Below are 17,359 nucleotides of genomic sequence, written 5' to 3' on the forward strand. Positions count from 1 at the left end.
ATCAGAAGCCACCTCCCAGAATTCCCGAAGGAAGGTTGAGTCCCAGCATCACCGAGAAGGCGATGTAGACCAGGGACGAGAACGTCAGTGCCAGAGTGAGATCGAACAGCGGCTTCTTCGACCCCATCGACCGAGCCACGCACCAGAACAGAAGCGCGGCGGCGATGATCCACCCGGCGAATTCGAGGATGAGCGCGAAAGCCGCAAAACCGCCCGCACCCCAGGCCAGCGACACGAAGTCGCTGTGGGTGCGGTGCTTCGCGTCGGCTTTGCGAGCAGCGGCGATCGCCTGACGATCGCGTTCCGGCTCATCTTCCTCATGAGGGAGAGACGAGAGGCCGCGACAGCCGAGGTCACCGGAGTCGAGAACGCCTTGTCCTCCTCGGTTGCGGCGGGCAGCTCGTCGTCGACATCGACGGGTTCGGGATTGCGGATATAGGCAATGATCAGCAGGACCGTCAGCGCGTACCCGACGATCATGATGATCGTCGGGAAGAACTGCGGACCCGGTTTGTCCGCGTCCGGGGCGACGTCCATGGTGAGGATGCCGATGAGCAGATAGGTCGAGAATGCCCCCATGATGAGCGGGACGATGAGGCCCGACCGTCCCTGCCACCAGGTGCCCGCGCCGAGGTGGCCCGTCCTGTCCGTGTGCGTTGTCGTCTGTGCGGTCACAGTCCCAACTCCTTCAGCAGCTTCTCCACCCTTGACGAGTCCTCCTTGATGAACTCGGCGAACTCGTCGCCGGTCAGCCACACGTCGGTCCACTTGTTCCGGTCGAGAGCGTCCTTCCAGGCCGCACTGTTGCGGGTCTTCTGCAGGATCTCGAGCAGCTGCGCAGAGTCGTCGCCGGTGATGTCCGGCGCTCCGAGCCAGCCGCGCCAGTTCGTCAGCGTCACCTCGTAGCCCTGTTCGGACATGGTCGGCACCTCGTCGAAGCCCTCGATCCGCTTCGGGGCGGCCACGCCGATTGCTTTGACGCGTCCGGCCTCGATCTGGTCGGAGACCTCGTTGAAGCCGCAGGAGGCGAAGTCGGTGGTGCCCGAGAGCAGAGTTTGGATGGCTTCACCGCCGCCGGACTTCGGGATGTAGGTGATGTCAGAGGCGGAGATCTTGCCGAGCAGCGCTAACTGAGCGATGGTCAGATGGTCGACCGAGCCGGCTGACCCGCCCGTCCACACGAACCCTTTCGGATCCTTCTTCCACGCGCCGACGACATCGTCGATCGTGTTGTGCGGTGAATCGGCTGCGGCGATGAGCACGTCATAGTCCTCGGCCACGCGGGCGAGCAGAGTCGTATTGTCGAATCCGACCGGCGATTTGTTCAGCGCGATTCCGCCGACCATGGCGGTGCCGGTGGCCAGGATCGTGTCCGCCTGACCGTGCATGGTCGAGAATTTGCCGAGGCCGATGGTGCCGCCGGCACCCGGAATGTTGACGACCTGGGCATTGTTGGCGAGCCGGTCGACACGCATGGCCTGCTGGGTCTCGCGGGCGAATCCGTCCCAGCCGCCGCCGGCGCCGGCCGGAGCGATGAGGGTGAGATTCGATGACAGGTCGCCCTTCGCCGAGGCGGCCTTGACCGAGTAGGTCGTCGCCGTTCCGATCGCCGCCAAGGCGATCGCCCCGTAGGCGATGCGACCGAAGGTTCGTCGCGAGGGATGGGAGGATTCGGGCACGGAATCCTCGGGAGGTGGCGCCTTTGGCACGGACTTCTCCTTTGAAGGCAGGTGTGATGTGAGACTCACCTTAGAGGTTCCTGATTGTCGACTGCGAGGTTGTGCTCACTCTGCGCGTTCTGCTCATTGAGCGCGTTGAGTGCATTCTGCTCAGCGTGGAGTCGGCGGGGACGCCACGGTCGAGTGCGGTCGATCCTGAGCCTGCCATTAGGCTGGCGCCATGAGCGAAACTTCCGGCACAGACCCTGCAGCCTCGACGACCGCACCGACTTCGGCACCGGTGGCGAAGAAGGTCCCGGTCGAGCGCACGCATCACGGCCATACCTTCGTCGATGACTACGAATGGATGCGTGAGAAGGAGTCTCCCGAGGTCATTGCCCACCTCGAAGCGGAGAACGCTTGGACGAGCGCACAGACCGCCCACCTCGAAGGGCTGCAGAACTCGATCTTCACCGAGATCAAGACGCGCATCAAAGAGACCGATATGTCCGTGCCCAACCGGCGCGGAAACTACTGGTACTTCTCCCGCACGAAGGCCGGACTCGACTACGGCATCAGTGTCCGCATCCCCATCTCGGACCCCGACGACTGGACCCCGCCGGAGGTCGGCGAAGAACCTCTGCCCGGAGAGCAAGTCGTCTTCGACTCGAACATTGCCGCAGTGGGTCAGGAGTTCTTCTCCCTCGGTTCCTTCTCACTCTCCGACGACGGCAGTCGGCTTCTCTACGGCGTCGACACCACCGGCGACGAACGCTATACCCTCCGACTTCGCGACCTGGCGACGGGAGACGACCTCGCCGACACGATCGACGGCACCTTCGCCGGAGCCGCCCTCGATCCGAGTGGCCGCTTCGTCTTCTACACCACCGTCGACGACGCCTGGCGACCGGAGAAAGTATGGCGCCACGTCGTCGGCACCGACAGCAGCGACGACGTCTGCATCTTCCACGAACCCGATGAGCGCTTCTTCGTCGGATCGGGCTTCTCACGTTCGGGTCGAATGATGTTCGTCGTCACCGGATCGAAGACGACCACCGGATACTGGAGCATCGGCGTCGACGACCTCGAAGCCGAACCGCAGGCGATCTGGCCCCGAGTCGACGGTGTCGAATACAACGTCGAGCACGCCGTCATCGGCGGTGAGGATCGCTTCCTCATCACCCACAACCGCAATCGCGCCGACTTCGAACTCGTCGATGTCCCGGCCGCCGAACCGACCGCGACGGGTCGTCCGGTGCTTGATGACATCGACGATCTGCGCATCGAAGACGTCGACGCCTTCGCCGACTTCATCGTGCTCAGCTACCGTCGCGGCGGCTTCGCGCGAGTCGGCATCATCCGCTTGGGCGATTCCTCCTCTCCGTTCGACCCGCTGCAAGAGCTGCCCTTCGGGCGGGAGACCGGGTCACTCTACGTGGGCAACAACCCCGAGTTCGCGCAGACGAGCATCCGACTCCATTTCACCTCCATGTCGACGCCCGCCGTGATCTATTCGCACAGAGTCGCAGACGGCACTGACACGGTTCTCAAGCGTCAGCCCGTTCTCGGCTCCGTCGAGCTGGACGCCTACGCCGAAACCCTGCTGTGGGCGAAGGCCGAAGACGGCACCGATATCCCGATCTCGGTCGTCTTCCGGAAGGACCTGGACCGATCCGATGACCACGGTGGTCCCGCCTCGGCGAATGCGGGCACAGCCGGCGGTGGGAACACGACGAACGGCAGCGACGCCTCGGCGAATCCGCTGCTCCTCTACGGATACGGGTCCTACGAAGCGAGCATGGACCCGTACTTCTCGGTCTCCCGGCTGTCCCTGCTCGACCGCGGCGTCGTCTTCGCCATCGCCCACGTGCGCGGCGGCGGCGAAATGGGCCGACACTGGTACGACCAGGGCAAGACGACGGCGAAGAAGAACACGTTCACCGACTTCATCGACGTCGCCCGCCACCTCATCGACACCGGGTGGACGAGTCCGGACCGGCTCGTCGCCAGCGGCGGATCGGCCGGCGGCCTGCTCATGGGCGCGATCGCGAACATGGCGCCAGAGCTGTTCGCTGGAATCAGCGCAGAGGTGCCGTTCGTCGACGCACTGACCTCGATCCTCATGCCCGAGCTGCCGCTGACCGTCATCGAATGGGAGGAGTGGGGCGACCCGCTCCACGATCCGCAAGTATACGAATACATGCGCTCGTATTCTCCCTACGAAAACGTCACCGACGCGGCCTACCCGCAGATCTTGGCCATGACCTCGCTCAACGACACCCGAGTCCTCTACGTCGAACCCGCGAAATGGGTTGCCCGACTTCGCGAAGTCGGTGCGAACGCCCTGCTCAAGACCGAAATGGTCGCCGGGCACGGCGGAGCATCGGGGCGGTACGACGCATGGAAGGAGATCGCCTTCGAGTACGCGTGGATCCTCAATGTGCTGGGACGATCGGACGCCGAAATAGAGCCCTGAGGGGACGACTGTCGCCGCAGATAACGATACTGGGACGATTGTCTCCAAAACCCGGATTCGGCACCCGGTGTCAGTGCCGGGCCATACAGTGGATATCATCACATTCGACGTGATGCGCGTCATGATCTCAGAACGGTCTGAGCGAAGGTTGCGCATCATTCATCTGCAATGCCGTCACCTCCTCGCGCGCGAGGAGCGACGGTGTCGAATGCAGAATTCGTGACGGATCCGCACCGGCGGACCGAAATTCCGAAAGGGAGAAGAATGCGTCTCAGGAAAGTGGCCACAGCGATGGTGGCAGTCGGTTCGATTCTTGCGGTTTCGGCCTGCGGAGGCGGCGAAGGCGGTGGCGGCGAGGGCGATTCGTACTCCATCGGCGTCTCTCAGCTCGTGCAGCACCCGGCACTCGACGCCTCGACCGAAGGTTTCAAGAAGTCGTTCGAGGATGCCGGCGTCGACGTCGAATGGGACGTCCAGAACGCCCAGGGCGAACAGGCCAACGCGACATCGATCGCCCAGCAGTTCGCCAACGACGACCTCGACCTCGTGCTCGCCGTCGCCACTCCGGCCGCTCAGGCCGCAGCCCAGGCGATCACCGACAAGCCCGTGCTCTTCACTGCCGTCACCGACGCCGAAGAAGCCGGACTCGTCGACGCCAATGACAAGCCTGGCGGAAACGTCACCGGCACCTCCGATCTCAACCCGGTCGAAGAGCAGCTGAAGCTGGTCAAGGACGTCAAGCCCGATGCGAAGACCGTCGGCATCGTCTACAGCTCCGGTGAGGTCAACTCGCAGGTGCAGGTCGATCTTGCGAAGAAGGCCGCCAAGGACCTCGACGTGAAGATCAAGGAAGCGACGATCGCGAACTCGGGCGAGCTCGCTCAGGCCGTGGACTCGCTCGGCAAGGTCGACGCCTACTATGTGCCCACCGACAACAACGTCGTCTCGGCAGTGTCGACCATGGTCCAGGCGGCAGAGAAGAACAAGGCTCTGCTCGTTGGGTCGGAGGCCGGACAGGTCGAATCCGGTGCGGCGATCACCCGTGGCATCGACTACACGAAGCTCGGCGAACAGACCGGCGAAATGGCTCTGAAGATCCTCCAGGACGGAACGAAGCCGGCCGAGATGCCCGTCGAGACCAGCTCGAACCTCGAACTCGTCGTCAACCCGAAGGCTGCCAAGGCCCAAGGCGCCGAGATTCCGAAGAAGCTCGTCGACGAGGCCGACAAAGTCATCGAGTGATCGGAACCTGCTTCACCCTGTGACCCGGTGCCCGGAGCCATCGACTCTCAGGCGGCACCGACGTCACCGGCCCCGAGGTCGTCGGCACTGAAACCGACAGCCTCGGGGCCACCGCGAACCACACACCAGAAATGAACGGAAACCCATGTTCGGAGCATTGGAGCTCGGGCTCATCTACGGCGCGATGGCGCTCGGGGTCTATCTGACCTTCAAGGTCCTCAACTTCCCCGACCTCACCGTCGACGGAAGCTTCACCACGGGCGGCGCCACCGCAGCCTCCCTCATCATCGCCGGGGTCAACCCTTTCCTGGCCACCGCCGCGGCGATCGGCGCCGGTCTTATCGCCGGCTATATCACCGGTCTGCTCCACACGAAGGGCGGCATCGACGGGCTGCTGGCCGGAATCCTCACCATGATCGGCCTGTGGTCGATCAACCTGCGGATCATGGGGAAGGCGAACCTGCCGCTCCTGCGAGAAGACACCGTGTTCACCCCGCTGCGGGAGAACATGCTCATGGGCAGCTGGGCATCGATCGCGATCCTGCTCGTCGTCGCCCTCATCCTCAAGTTCGCCATCGACTGGTTCCTCACCACCGATCTCGGACTGGCCATCCAGGCCACCGGCAACAACAAGGAGATGATCCGCAGCCTCGGCGTCAACACCGACAATTCGACGATGCTCACCCTGGCGCTGTCGAACGGCTTCGTCGCACTCTGCGGTGCACTCGTCGCCCAGTACCAGGGATTCTCCGACATCAGCATGGGCATCGGCCTCATCCTCGTCGGACTCGCCTCGGTGATCCTCGGCCAGGCCGTCTTCGGCAGCCGCAACATCTTCATGGCCAGCCTCGGCGCGCTTCTCGGATCGGTCGTCTACCGACTCATCATCTTCCTCGCCCTGCGTGCGGGCCTGGATACGAACGATATGAAGCTGACGACCGCGCTGCTCGTCGTCATCGCCCTGCTGCTGCCCAGATGGGGGTTCCTCAAACGGATCCCCTCACTGCGCGGACGAGGAAACCGCGCGCCCGCCTCGGTGCCGGCCGGAACGACCGATATGAAGGACCCCGCTGAAGTCGCCGACATCCCCGCCGGAGCGACCGGCGCCCGAACCGGGAAGGAGAACTGAGACCCATGCTCAAGATCGACAACATCTCCAAGACCTTCTTCCCGGGCACCGTCAACGAACGCAAAGCGCTGCAATGGCTCTCGCTCGAACTCGACGAATCCGACTTCGTCACCGTCATCGGCTCCAACGGCGCCGGAAAATCGACGCTGCTCAACACGATCTCCGGCCGCCTGCCCATCGACTCCGGCTCGATCACCATCGACGGCGCCGAGGTGTCGCGGATGCCCGAATACAAACGGGCGAGATACCTGGGCCGCGTCTTCCAGGATCCGATGGCCGGCACCGCCCCGGACCTCACGATCGAACAGAACCTCTCGCTTGCGCTCAAGCGGGGAAAGCCGCGTGGGCTGGGACGAGGGACGACCTCGGAGCGACGCGAGCACTTCAAGGAGGAGCTCGCCACTCTCGAACTCGGCTTGGAGAACCGGCTGAAGACGAAGGTCGGGCTGCTCTCCGGCGGTCAGCGGCAGGCACTGAGCCTCCTCATGGCCGGATTCACCCAGCCGCGGATCCTGCTGCTCGACGAGCACACCGCCGCCCTCGACCCGCAGCGCGCAGCCCTGGTGTCCGCTCTGACGAAGAAGATCGTCGAAGCCGACGGGCTGACCACGCTCATGGTCACCCACAATATGGAACAGGCGATCGCGCTCGGCAACCGGCTGATCATGATGCACGAGGGCCGGATCATCTACCAGGCCTCGGCCGAAGAGAAGAAGGACCTGACCGTCGAGACCCTGCTCGGCGAATTTTCGAAACTCAAGGGAGCGACCCTGGGCGACCGGGCACTGCTGAACTGAATCGCGACTTCGCCGGAAGCCAGGCGAACGCCCGCAGGCAGGCCGACGGTCTGCAGGCAGGGCTGAGAGGGCGGTTCGCACCGACAGGGTGCGGACCGCCCTCTCATCCGCACTGGCGTACTTTACCAACCGGTTGGTAAAGTGAAGGCATGGCGAATGACGGACGGATGCGGATTCTCAAGGCGGCGAAGGCTCTGGCCGAATCGCATGATTCGGTGCAGGGCGTGACGATCTCGCTGGAGTCGGTCGCGCAGCAGGCGGGTCTGACGAAGCCGGGCCTGATGTATCACTTCCCGTCCAAGGAAGCGCTCATGCTCGGGCTCGTCGACCATGCCGCAGAAGACTGGGCACGGCGACTGCGCGAGCACACCGGCGCCCGAGTCAGGAGCTGTCGAGCTTCGAGCGGCACCGTGCCTATGTCACAGTGGCCACCACTGCCGAGGTCTCCCGCGCCGACTATTGGATCTTCTCCGATGCGCTCTACCACCCGAAGCTGTCGCGGGCATGGAGCGAGCACCTCGGTCCGTGGTTCGGCACCACCGGACTCGACGATCGTGCGGTATCTCTGCTGACCGCGGCTCGATTCTGCGCCGACGGTGCGTGGATGTCAGAGGCGACAGGAGTCTTCCCCTCCGAGGACCTCGCCGCCGTGCGCGAGCACGCCCTCGCTCTCATCGAAGCCGCTGAGACCTCAACCGATACCGCCGAGGGAGCATCCGACAACACCGAACCGGAGGTGAGCGAATGAATGCGAAACGTCTGCTGCTGCTCGTCACGGCCATCCTCGCCGAGGTGGCCGCCACTCTGATGCTGCGCGCCTCGGTCGCCGATCCCAGGTGGATCCCCGGTGTCGTCGTCCTCTACGCCACAGCCTTCTTCATCCTCGGGCTCACCCAGCGGCTGGGCATGCCGCTCGGTGCCGTCTACGCCACCTGGTCGGCCAGCGGGGTCGCCCTCGTCGCCGTGCTCGGCGTCGTGTTCTTCGGTGAGCTTCTGAGCATCGGCGCCATCATCGGCATCGCTCTCATCATCATCGGCGTCATCCTCGTCGAATCCGGCACTCCCGAGGAATCCGAGACCGTCGACGCGGAGGTGACTCAATGAGTTGGATGTGGTTGGCCCTTTCGATCCTCAGCGAAGTCGCCGGCACCCTGTGCCTGCGCGCAAGCGCCGGACTGCAGCGCAAGATCTGGTTCATCCCCGTGGCGATCAGCTACACAGCGGCCTTCTTCTTTCTCAGCCGCACCTTGGCCGAGGGCATGCCGCTCGGCGTCGCCTACGGTCTGTGGGCGGCCTGCGGAGTCGCACTGGTCTGCCTGCTCTCCCGAGTGATCTGGAAGGACCCGCTGACGCGGAAGGCGCTCCTCGGGATCGGCTTCATCACCGTCGGCGTCATGCTCGTCGAAATCGGCTGACTCAGCCCGGTCCATCCTCGGCGATCCAAGTGTCCGGTCTTTGCTGAGAATTTATTGTGAAGCCGCAATGAAGCTGTTATCGTCCGAAGTTATGGCCCTTCTTCGATTCGACGACCTCCACCGCTGGGGATGGTCGACCCCGAATCGAGAGCGCCCGAGCTGCGGCTTCGCCAATGATTCCTGGGAACCCGTGGCTGTCGGCTGGTGGGGCGGAGAGCCCTAGTCACTGTTCGCCGATCCGCAGACCCTCTGCCGATCGACGACCGCCGGCCGGTCGCATCCACTGATGTCCGACTCCTACCCGATGTGCGTTCATGCCATCGGGCCATGATGCGTTCGTCTCCGTGCACGGCACCGATCGATTTCGGCAGTCTTCCGCAACTATCGAGAGAGTGTGAACCGACACATGACAGATGACTCCACCCGTTCCGACGAACACGATCCGGGCCTGGATCGGCAGTCCGATGCCCCCGCCGAGGCGACCCGGCGTGATCCGCGCGAAAGAATCAAGGCCGACGCCCGCCGAATGAGAGACGACGCCAAACGCGTCGGACGTGAGACCGGGCGCAACCTCGGACAGTTCGACTACCGCCGGCCTCGCGGACCAGTGAAGGCCGATCTCGAAGATACGCACGGCCATTACCCGCACGACACCCACCCTATCCTCGTGCCCGGAATCGCCATCGACGAACAGCGGCGGAAGTACTCGCTGGACAAGATCATCTTCGCCATCGCCGGCGGCCTCACTGTCGCGTTCGTCATCTGGGGCATCACCAGCCCCTCCAGCGTTGCCAGCGTCGCTCAGACAGCCTACGACTGGGCCACGCTCAACGTCGGATGGCTGTTCAACCTCGTCGCGATCATCATCCTCGTCTCCCTGCTCATCCTCGCGTTCTCTCCCTACGGCAAGATTCCCTTGGGCAAGGATGGGGAGAAGGCAGAATTCAGCACCTTCGCCTGGGTCGCTATGCTCTTCGCGGCGGGCATCGGCATCGGCGTCCTCTTCTTTGGGCCCTCCGAGCCCCTGACCTACTTCATCTCGCCGCCTCCGCTGACGAATGATCCGGAGACGACCGAGGCGCTCCACGGGTCGATGGCGCAGACCTATTTCCACTGGGGCTTCCACGCCTGGGCGATGTACGCGCTCGTCGGCGGTGCCATCGCCTATGCCGCCTATCGTCGCGGCCGTTCGCTGCTGCTGTCTTCGATCTTCCAGACTCTGTTCGGCAAACGCCAGACCGAGGGATTCGCCGGAAAGGTCGTCGACATCTTCGCGATCGTCGCCACTCTCTTCGGCACGGCCGCGGCCCTGGGCATCGCGGCCATGCAGATCGGCACCGGTGTCAGCATCGTCGCCGGTGCAGGACCGATGACGAACAATATGCTCGTGGTCATCATCCTCGTCCTCACCCTCGGCTTCATCATCTCCGCGGTCTCCGGCGTATCGCGCGGAATCCGCTACCTGTCGTCGATCAACATCGTGCTGACCGTCGGCATCGTCGCGCTCGTGCTGTTCCTCGGACCCACCCTCTACCTGCTCAACCTGCTGCCTTCGGCGTTCATGGAATATCTCGGTTCGATGTTCGACATGATGGGCCGGTCCCTGTCCTGGGGCGCCGAGACCCAGGAATTCCAGTCCCTGTGGACCGTCTACTACTGGGCGTGGTGGATCTCCTGGTCGCCGTTCGTCGGCACCTTCATCGCTCGCATCTCCCGCGGCCGTTCGATCCGCCAGTTCATCCTCGGCACGATCTTCATCCCCTCGACTCTGCTCTTCGTCGCCTACGGAATCATGGGCGGAACCTCGATCTGGATGTACAGGTCCGGAGCATCGGGCTTCACCGACAGCATGGAGGCCCCCGAGGTGTTCTTCACCCTCATCGACAATCTGCCCTATGTCGAATGGCTGCCGTTCGTCGTCATCATCGTCCTGGCGATCTTCTTCATCACCTCCGCGGACTCCGCCTCGGTGGTCATGGGCATGCTCACCAGCCGCGGCGATCAGGAGCCGAAGAAGTGGGTCGTCGTGTTCTGGGGTCTGGTGATGTCCGGAATCGCCGTGGTGATGCTCCTCCTCGGCGACGCCAGCGCCCTCGAGGGACTCCAACAGCTCGTCATCGTCACCGCGGTGCCGTTTGCTCTCGTCATGCTCTTCATCATCGTCGCCTGGTTCAAGGAGCTGCGCACGGATCCGCTGGCCCTGCGCCGTCAGTACGCGCTCAACGCGGTCGACAACGCCGTGGTCGCTGGTGCCGATGCCTTCGGTGACGACTTCGCCCTGCAGGTCGTGCCCACCGACCCCGGTGACGGTGCGAACGGCGGAATCGACTCCGAGCACGGGGACTACACCGACTGGTACCAGCGCACGGACGAGAACGGCGAACCCGTCGGGTTCGACTACGAAACCGGCGAATGGGCCGACGGCTGGACCCCGGACGAGGATTCCACCGCCGAGGCTGACGCCGCCTCCGCGACCGACGCGGACGCAGCCGCAACGACCGACGCGGACTCCGGGACCGCCTCGGCGAGTGAATCCGACCCGGATTCGGTAACCGACTCCGAAACCGACGCCGGTTCCGACCGCAGAGAGGACCACTCATGACCACGCCGAACATCGTTGTCATCCAAGCCGATCAGATGGCCGCCCAGGCTCTGGGTGCCTATGGCGATGCGGCCGCGCTGACACCGAATATGGATGCCCTGGCTGCCGATGGAGCCGTCTTCGACCGTGCGTACTGCAATACTCCGCTGTGCTCGCCGTCGCGGGCGTCGATGATGACCGGGCGGATGCCCTCGGAGATCGACTGCCTGGACAATGGGGACGACTTCGCGGCCTCGGTGCCGACATTCGCCCATAGACTGCGCAAGCTCGGCTACCACACGGCGCTGATCGGGCGGATGCACTTCATCGGCCCTGATCAGCACCACGGGTTCGAAGAGCGCCTGACCACGGACGTGTACCCGGCCGACCTCGATATGGTGCCCGACTGGAACCATCCCCTGGAGCAGAAGCTGCAGTGGTACCACGAGGCAGACCCCGTGTTCACGGCCGGCGCGGCGACCGCGAACGTCCAGCAGGACTTCGACGACGAGGTGATCTTCAGAACCCTGCGCCACCTCAACGACCGCAAGCGCGCGAACCAGGCTGCCGGGTGCGATCAGCCGTTCCTCATGGTCACCTCGTTCATCCACCCCCACGACCCGTACGAACCGCCGAAGGCCAACTGGGACCGATTCGCCGAGGTGGCCATCCCGGACCCAGCCCACCCCGAGGTTCCCGACCCGGCCGTCGACCCGCACAGCCACCGTCTGCGCACGATGTGCGGCCTCGACGAACGCGAACCGGGAATCGAGGACGTGCGGCGGGCCCGCCGTGCCTACTATGCGGCGGTGAACTACATCGACGACCATGTCGGGGCGATCCGGCGCAAGCTCGAAGAGCTCGACCTGGCGGACAACACCGTCATCGTCGTCACCAGCGACCACGGTGACATGCTGGGGGAGAAGGGGCTGTGGTTCAAGATGTCGCCCTACGAGCAGTCCTCCCGAGTTCCGCTCATCATCAACGGACCCGCAGAGGTGATCGCCCCGGGCCGGTATGCGGCCCCGGTCAGCCTCGTCGACCTCGCCCCGACACTGGTGGAGATCGCCCAGGGCCCGAAGCCGGAGGACACGAAATCCGGCTTGGCGAAGCTTCTGCCTATACGCCGTGCGGATCCTGAGCCCGCCTCGGCGATCGAGGAAGGTCTGGTCGGGACGTCCCTGCTGGACACGGCTCGGCGAGAAGCCGCCGGCGAACTCGGAACCGAGAACCGCGATGTCGTCATCGAATACTTCGCAGAAGGCACGTACAAGCCGCAGGTCACTTTGGTCCGTGGGGATCTCAAGCTCACGCTGTGCCCTGGGGATCCGGAGCTCCTGTTCGACCTTGCCAACGACCCGGATGAGCTGAACAACCGGGCCGAGGACCCGGCCTTCTCCAGGAGGCTGGAGAAGATGCGTGCCGAGCTCGAATCCCGCTACGATCTCGAGCACCTCGAGGACCATGTGCTCACCTCTCAGCGCAGCCGCCAGCTCGTCGCCGACGCGCTCAAGGTCGGTCGAGTCCGCCACTGGGACTTCGACCCGGAACCGTCGCACGGATATGTGCGCGGTGACTTCTGGTCTGCGTTCCGCTTCGGCAAGATCCCTGCCGCAGGCTGAGTCGCCGGCAGGGAGTTGAAGCGGGGTTCGGACCCCGCCGGACGGCTTCGGCGGGTCAGCTGTGAGGGTGAGTCGCCTCGGCGAGAACAATTCACTTGGACTTAGGTGAGTTGCGGGTCACATTCTCAGAAACCGGTGGCATCATTCGAGGTAGGAGGGATTCCATGACCATCTTTGAGTCGACATCTGAAGTTCCGCTCGGTGCGGAGACCACATTCGACTGGCATGCTCGGCCAGGAGCGCTGACCCGCCTCTCGCCTCACTGGGCGCAGGAGATCGTCGAAGAGAGCTATCCTCCGATCGCGCCGGGCTCGGTGGCGCAGGTGAAGACGAGCGTTCCCGGTACCTACGGACTTGTGCGTCGGCCGTTCAGCTCGGTGCATTCGGAGGGGCCGTCGCGGTTCTCCTTCGTCGATGAGCTGAAGAAGGGGCCGCTGAGCCAGTGGAAGCACACGCACGAGTTCACCTCGGTCGCCGGCGGGACGAAGATCGACGACCACATCGAATTCTCCATGGCTCCGCAGGGCTTCGACGTCATCGATCGGGGCCTCACCCACTACCTTGAAGCCACTTTCGACGCCCGCCGCAAGCGGATGCTCATGGACATCGATTTCCTCGAATCCACGAACGCGCCGCTGCTGGCGCGGAAGAAGGGCAAACACATCCTCATCGCCGGCGGCAGCGGAATGATCGGACGCCAGGTCGCCGCCCTGTTCTCCACTGCGGGTCATTTCGTCCGACTGCTGGTGCGCGAAACCCCGAAATTCCCCTACGAGGTGCACTGGAATCCGGACCTGGGAATCCTCAATCCACGCGACCTCGCGTGGGCGGATGCGGTGGTCCACCTCGGTGGACGATCCATCGCCACTCGGTTCACCAAGCATGCCAAGGATGAGATCTGGTCGTCTCGAATCGACTCGACGAGGCTGCTCGTCGAAACGATGGGCGGCCTGCCCGAAGCGAAGCGCCCGTCGGTCTTCGTCTGTGCCTCCGCGGTCGGCTACTACGGGGCGAAGGCGGACGAACCCGTCGATGAGACCGGACCGGCCGGAGACGGATTCCTGGCCGAGGTATGCCAGAAGTGGGAAGAGACGGCGGCTGGTGTCGAGGATGCCGGGATCCGGCGTGTGTCGATTCGAACCGGAGTCGTGCTCAGTTCCTTGGGCGGTCTGCTCAAACTGCAGGCGCCGCTGTTCCTTGCCGGTGCCGGCGGTCGATTGGGCAGCGGGGAGCAGGCCCTCGCGTGGATCTCCCTTGACGATGTTGCGCGGTCATATGTGCACGCGGTCCTCTATGACTATGTGCGCGGGCCGGTCAACGCTGTTGCGCCGGAGCTTGTCACGCAGGCGGAATTCGCCGAGGCGCTCGCCGCTCACCTGCGCAGACCCGCGTGGATCCCGACACCCGGTTTCATCACGGAGATCATGCTCGGCCGTGATGGGGCGAAGGAGCTCGCTCTGGCGGACCAGCGAGTGGTGCCGGAGAAGCTGCAGGAAACCGGATACCAGTTCGCCCACCCGACATTGAGCGACTGCTTCGACGAGGAGCTCGGCGGCGGGGCGTAAGAGAGCTCTGTGACCGCCTTTTGGTCGCGTTATTCCGATTCTGCTGGCTCATCGGGGGACCACTCCGACGGGCGAAGCCTGAGATAGTGGCGGACAGTCGCCGTTGCCAGTAGAGCCGCCAATGACGCGAAGACGATCGGCGGAATCGGTGACGGCAGGGTCCGCCCGGTGGATTCGAGCCAGGACATCCACAGAGTGGAGCTGAAGAAGGCGCTGCTGAGTCCGGACAGAATCTGCAGGTACTCCATCAACTGCTTCCGAAGGAAGTCTGATCTTCCCTCGGCGATCCAGAACGCGCCGTTGAAGACGAACGGTGCAGGCCATGCGCGCAGGGGAATTGCTTCGTGCAGCGGGGTGAGGAGGAGCCCGCCGGAGATCAGCAGGGCGAGGGGAACGACGATGAAGAGCACGCTGCTCTTCGAGGATCTGCCGTCGACTGTGCCATCGATTCCGATGTGGCTCGGAACGGTTTCCGGAGCATAGACCGTGAACCACAGGATCGTGACCGCCATAATCGCCAGCAGGGCTCCTGCCGTGGTCGCGGCCCATCGGTTTGAACGAGGGGAAGGCGTCGAAGCCATCGAATCACTCTATCAAGATGCATTGCAACAAAGTCCCCTCCGCTCGGCATGTGAGCCGACCGGAGGGGACCGGTGTATCTGCTGTTTCCGCAGTACTGGGTCAGAAGCGCTTCGAGGCGATCTCCGCACCTTCGGTCAGGGACTGCAGCTTCGCGACGGCGATGTCCGGGTGGACTCGGCCACCCAGCCCGCAGTCGGTGGAGGCGACGACGTTCTCGGGTCCGACGAGCTTGGCGAACCGGCCGATGCGTTCGGCGACGAGCCCGGGATGCTCGATGACGTTGGTCGAGTGGGAGACGATGCCGGGGATGATGTACTTGCCCTCGGGCAGCTTCTTCTCCTCCCAGATTCGCCATTCGTGCTCGTGGCGGACGTTCGCGGCTTCGAACGTGATGCCGGCGGCATTGATCGAGAGCACCTGGTCGACGATCTCGATGAATGGCAGGTCGGTGACGTGAGGTCCGTGCCAGGAACCCCAGCAGGTGTGCACGCGCACCTGCGCCGGGTCGATTCCGCGCAGAGCATGGTTGAGTGCATCGATGCGGACCTGGATGAACGCGCGGTAGTCATCGAACGACGGTTCCGGGTTGATCTGGTCGAAGTTCTCTGCCAGGGACGGATCGTCGATCTGGACGGTCAGCCCCGCCTCGGTGATGGCGAGGTATTCCTCCCGGAGCACATCGGCCCATGCCCAGATGAACTCCTCATCGCTCGAGTAGTACTCATTGGCGATGCGGGAGGCCGAGCCGGGGGAGAGGGCGTTGATGTACCCGGTACGCTCGTCGTAGCCTGCGGCGGCCAGACCTGTTTTGAGGTTCGCGATGTCACGGTTGACCTGGTCCTGACCGATGTAGCTGATCGGGCCGGTGGCCTTCGGGAACTGCGGTTGCTGGCCGGTGTCGGTGCCGGCCTTCGGGTCCGTGTAGACGTTCGGGAAGAGGTTGCGGTCGCGACGGTCAGGCATGCTCGTGAGCACGATATTGCCCGGCGTCGAACGGTTTGCCGGAATCTCCCAGAGGTCGATGTCGTGGAGCTCGAGCCCACCGGTGCGTGCGAACGAGTAGTGCCACCACGCGCCGTAGTCGAAGTCGGCGGCCATGGCGTGACCGTACTCACCGTCGTTGGGCAGTGAGATGCCCAGGTTCTTCTGGCGCTTGACGAGGTCAGTGACGCTGGCGGCGAGGAGCTCGTCGAATTCCTGCTCCTGTTCCTGCGACACGGACTCACCGGCCAGGCGGGCGGTGTTCTGCGCCTGCTTGACCTTGTTGGCTTCGATGAGTTCGGGAGTGCGGGGTAAGGATCCCGCGTGGGATGTGCGAATCGTTGCCATGACTGGCTCCTCTTCCTTGAATGTGGTGTCGTTCTGCCTCGCTGCTGAGTCCCTGGCCGTGGAACGGCTGAGGCTCATCGTTCTCCTTAAGGCAATCACATTCGCAGTCGTGCATGTGCGGTCGGCGTCATCTTCGGTCACGTCGCGGATGGGCCGTTCCGATACCGGACCGGAAGCGGTGTCGGATACGACAGCACTGCGGGTTCCAGGTCTGTCACACCTTCGACACAGTCACGCCCAGCCGCGGTCCTAGTCTGGGGGACATGATGGAACCGGCAGGAGGACGAACTGAAAGCATCGGCGATACCGCCTCGTCGTCATTCTTGCCTGCACCGGAGTGGGCTTCCCGATCGATGTTCGGCGCCGCACTTTTCGTCGCTGTTCTGCCGGGCACTGCAATGTTGCTCCTGGCCGTTCTGCCTTCGGCCGAAACTGAAGTCTACGTAGCGGCCTTCGTCTTCATCAGTGTCCTGCTCGCTCAATTCTTTCGCTGTGTTGTGGGCATGGCAGGTCTTCTGCTCGCCTCGAACACTAGTTGGCCGCGGAGAGTTGCGGCTGCTGGGGTGTTCTTGTTCGCCTGCCTGCTGGCGCTCGTCAAAGCACCAATCGTTCCTGACGCCATGCGCCCGGTCACCGGGCTCGCCAGCGAATCGCCGTCCCCGATGACAGCAGGAGTTTCTGGCGCCCTGGTCATGTTCTGGGCGCTGGCATACATCTCATGGAATTTAGTCCGAAATCGAGGATGGAGAGCACATATTGCAGCGCCGCTGATTGCCGTGGGTGTCTGTGCCGCCGCACAGCTGACGTCGTGGGGCCTCACTGATGTCGGTGATCGCGCAGTCGTCGTCAATTTGGCTGTTCACCTGCAGTCGGTGGGTCTGATCGCCTGCGGTTTTTGGCTTTTTCATCGTTTCGCCCAGTCGTGGCGCTTCCCAAAGCCCTCGAACTTCTGACATCAGCATG

16 protein-coding genes and 1 pseudogene are annotated in these 17,359 nt (G+C 63.8%); 13 read left to right on the forward strand and 4 right to left on the reverse strand.

Annotated features, from left to right (window positions below):
• Position 1: 1 nt before the first annotated feature.
• Together LJ362_RS02605 and LJ362_RS02610 are read right to left on the reverse strand one after the other, a co-directional pair.
• On the reverse strand, positions 2 to 616 hold the full coding sequence (locus tag LJ362_RS02605) for a tripartite tricarboxylate transporter TctB family protein (protein WP_413774220.1): 615 nt from the start codon (positions 614 to 616) through the stop codon (positions 2 to 4).
• A 55-nt stretch (positions 617 to 671) separates the two neighbouring features.
• Entirely contained in the window at positions 672 to 1,709 is a 1,038-nt protein-coding gene (locus LJ362_RS02610) for a Bug family tripartite tricarboxylate transporter substrate binding protein (RefSeq protein WP_264800620.1), read from the reverse strand.
• A gap of 190 nt (positions 1,710 to 1,899) precedes the next feature.
• Between LJ362_RS02610 and LJ362_RS02615 the strand changes: the two genes are divergently transcribed.
• The 12 genes and pseudogenes from LJ362_RS02615 to LJ362_RS02670 all read left to right on the forward strand — a co-directional run bounded on the left by LJ362_RS02615 (position 1,900) and on the right by LJ362_RS02670 (position 14,485).
• Positions 1,900 to 4,134 carry a S9 family peptidase gene (locus tag LJ362_RS02615; protein WP_264800622.1) on the forward strand — a complete coding sequence of 745 codons (2,235 nt, stop codon included), beginning with the start codon at positions 1,900 to 1,902 and terminating at the stop codon, positions 4,132 to 4,134.
• 264 nt (positions 4,135 to 4,398) lie between these two features.
• Entirely contained in the window at positions 4,399 to 5,376 is a 978-nt protein-coding gene (locus tag LJ362_RS02620) for an ABC transporter substrate-binding protein (RefSeq protein ID WP_264800623.1), read from the forward strand.
• 145 nt (positions 5,377 to 5,521) lie between these two features.
• Complete coding sequence (locus tag LJ362_RS02625; RefSeq protein WP_264800624.1) at positions 5,522 to 6,505, forward strand: ABC transporter permease; 984 nt, start codon at positions 5,522 to 5,524, stop codon at positions 6,503 to 6,505.
• A 5-nt stretch (positions 6,506 to 6,510) separates the two neighbouring features.
• On the forward strand, positions 6,511 to 7,302 hold the full coding sequence (locus LJ362_RS02630) for an ABC transporter ATP-binding protein (RefSeq protein ID WP_264800625.1): 792 nt from the start codon (positions 6,511 to 6,513) through the stop codon (positions 7,300 to 7,302).
• Positions 7,303 to 7,469: 167 nt separating this feature from the next.
• A pseudogene (locus LJ362_RS17055) lies at positions 7,470 to 7,580 on the forward strand (TetR/AcrR family transcriptional regulator); the annotation flags it as partial.
• A 146-nt stretch (positions 7,581 to 7,726) separates the two neighbouring features.
• Entirely contained in the window at positions 7,727 to 8,050 is a 324-nt protein-coding gene (locus LJ362_RS02640; RefSeq protein WP_264800627.1) for a hypothetical protein, read from the forward strand.
• Positions 8,047 to 8,406, forward strand: coding sequence for a DMT family transporter (locus LJ362_RS02645; RefSeq protein ID WP_264800629.1), 360 nt, complete (start codon positions 8,047 to 8,049; stop codon positions 8,404 to 8,406). Before LJ362_RS02640 ends, LJ362_RS02645 begins: the two co-directional genes overlap by 4 nt.
• Positions 8,403 to 8,717, forward strand: coding sequence for a DMT family transporter (locus LJ362_RS02650; protein WP_262777217.1), 315 nt, complete (start codon positions 8,403 to 8,405; stop codon positions 8,715 to 8,717). The genes LJ362_RS02645 and LJ362_RS02650 overlap by 4 nt, the downstream gene beginning before the upstream one ends.
• A 91-nt stretch (positions 8,718 to 8,808) precedes the next feature.
• Positions 8,809 to 8,940 (forward strand): hypothetical protein, encoded by a 132-nt coding sequence (locus LJ362_RS02655; RefSeq protein ID WP_264800630.1) that lies wholly within the window; start codon positions 8,809 to 8,811, stop codon positions 8,938 to 8,940.
• Positions 8,941 to 9,123: 183 nt separating this feature from the next.
• Positions 9,124 to 11,319: a BCCT family transporter gene (locus LJ362_RS02660; RefSeq protein WP_413774221.1), complete on the forward strand. Its 2,196-nt coding sequence runs from the start codon at positions 9,124 to 9,126 to the stop codon at positions 11,317 to 11,319.
• Positions 11,316 to 12,920, forward strand: a complete 1,605-nt coding sequence (gene betC, locus LJ362_RS02665; RefSeq protein WP_264800631.1) for a choline-sulfatase — start codon at positions 11,316 to 11,318, stop codon at positions 12,918 to 12,920. Before LJ362_RS02660 ends, betC begins: the two co-directional genes overlap by 4 nt.
• Positions 12,921 to 13,084: 164 nt before the next feature.
• On the forward strand, positions 13,085 to 14,485 hold the full coding sequence (locus tag LJ362_RS02670) for a TIGR01777 family oxidoreductase (RefSeq protein WP_264800632.1): 1,401 nt from the start codon (positions 13,085 to 13,087) through the stop codon (positions 14,483 to 14,485).
• A gap of 29 nt (positions 14,486 to 14,514) precedes the next feature.
• On the opposite strand, the gene LJ362_RS02675 is transcribed toward LJ362_RS02670, so the two are convergent.
• The gene (locus LJ362_RS02675; protein WP_264800633.1) at positions 14,515 to 15,066 is read right to left on the reverse strand and encodes a DUF1648 domain-containing protein; all 552 of its coding nucleotides are present in this window, start codon (positions 15,064 to 15,066) and stop codon (positions 14,515 to 14,517) included.
• A gap of 100 nt (positions 15,067 to 15,166) precedes the next feature.
• Positions 15,167 to 16,396 (reverse strand): cobalamin-independent methionine synthase II family protein, encoded by a 1,230-nt coding sequence (locus tag LJ362_RS02680; RefSeq protein ID WP_264800634.1) that lies wholly within the window; start codon positions 16,394 to 16,396, stop codon positions 15,167 to 15,169.
• Positions 16,397 to 16,659: 263 nt separating this feature from the next.
• Between LJ362_RS02680 and LJ362_RS02685 the strand changes: the two genes are divergently transcribed.
• Positions 16,660 to 17,349, forward strand: a complete 690-nt coding sequence (locus tag LJ362_RS02685) for a hypothetical protein (protein ID WP_264800635.1) — start codon at positions 16,660 to 16,662, stop codon at positions 17,347 to 17,349.
• Positions 17,350 to 17,359: the final 10 nt, after the last annotated feature.

The organism is Brevibacterium sp. JSBI002, assembly GCF_026013965.1.
GTDB lineage: Bacteria > Actinomycetota > Actinomycetes > Actinomycetales > Brevibacteriaceae > Brevibacterium.

What these genes read in the sequence shown, in the direction of transcription:
- LJ362_RS02615 (WP_264800622.1), top strand. Translation starts at nt 1,900, where the DNA reads ATGAGCGAAACTTCCGGCACAGACCCTGCAGCCTCGACGACCGCACCG.
- LJ362_RS02620 (WP_264800623.1), top strand. Translation starts at nt 4,399, where the DNA reads ATGCGTCTCAGGAAAGTGGCCACAGCGATGGTGGCAGTCGGTTCGATT.
- LJ362_RS02625 (WP_264800624.1), top strand. Translation starts at nt 5,522, where the DNA reads ATGTTCGGAGCATTGGAGCTCGGGCTCATCTACGGCGCGATGGCGCTC.
- LJ362_RS02630 (WP_264800625.1), top strand. Translation starts at nt 6,511, where the DNA reads ATGCTCAAGATCGACAACATCTCCAAGACCTTCTTCCCGGGCACCGTC.
- LJ362_RS02645 (WP_264800629.1), top strand. Translation starts at nt 8,047, where the DNA reads ATGAATGCGAAACGTCTGCTGCTGCTCGTCACGGCCATCCTCGCCGAG.
- LJ362_RS02650 (WP_262777217.1), top strand. Translation starts at nt 8,403, where the DNA reads ATGAGTTGGATGTGGTTGGCCCTTTCGATCCTCAGCGAAGTCGCCGGC.
- LJ362_RS02655 (WP_264800630.1), top strand. Translation starts at nt 8,809, where the DNA reads ATGGCCCTTCTTCGATTCGACGACCTCCACCGCTGGGGATGGTCGACC.
- LJ362_RS02660 (WP_413774221.1), top strand. Translation starts at nt 9,124, where the DNA reads ATGACAGATGACTCCACCCGTTCCGACGAACACGATCCGGGCCTGGAT.
- betC (WP_264800631.1), top strand. Translation starts at nt 11,316, where the DNA reads ATGACCACGCCGAACATCGTTGTCATCCAAGCCGATCAGATGGCCGCC.
- LJ362_RS02670 (WP_264800632.1), top strand. Translation starts at nt 13,085, where the DNA reads ATGACCATCTTTGAGTCGACATCTGAAGTTCCGCTCGGTGCGGAGACC.
- LJ362_RS02675 (WP_264800633.1), bottom strand. Translation starts at nt 15,066, where the DNA reads ATGGCTTCGACGCCTTCCCCTCGTTCAAACCGATGGGCCGCGACCACG.
- LJ362_RS02680 (WP_264800634.1), bottom strand. Translation starts at nt 16,396, where the DNA reads ATGGCAACGATTCGCACATCCCACGCGGGATCCTTACCCCGCACTCCC.
- LJ362_RS02685 (WP_264800635.1), top strand. Translation starts at nt 16,660, where the DNA reads ATGATGGAACCGGCAGGAGGACGAACTGAAAGCATCGGCGATACCGCC.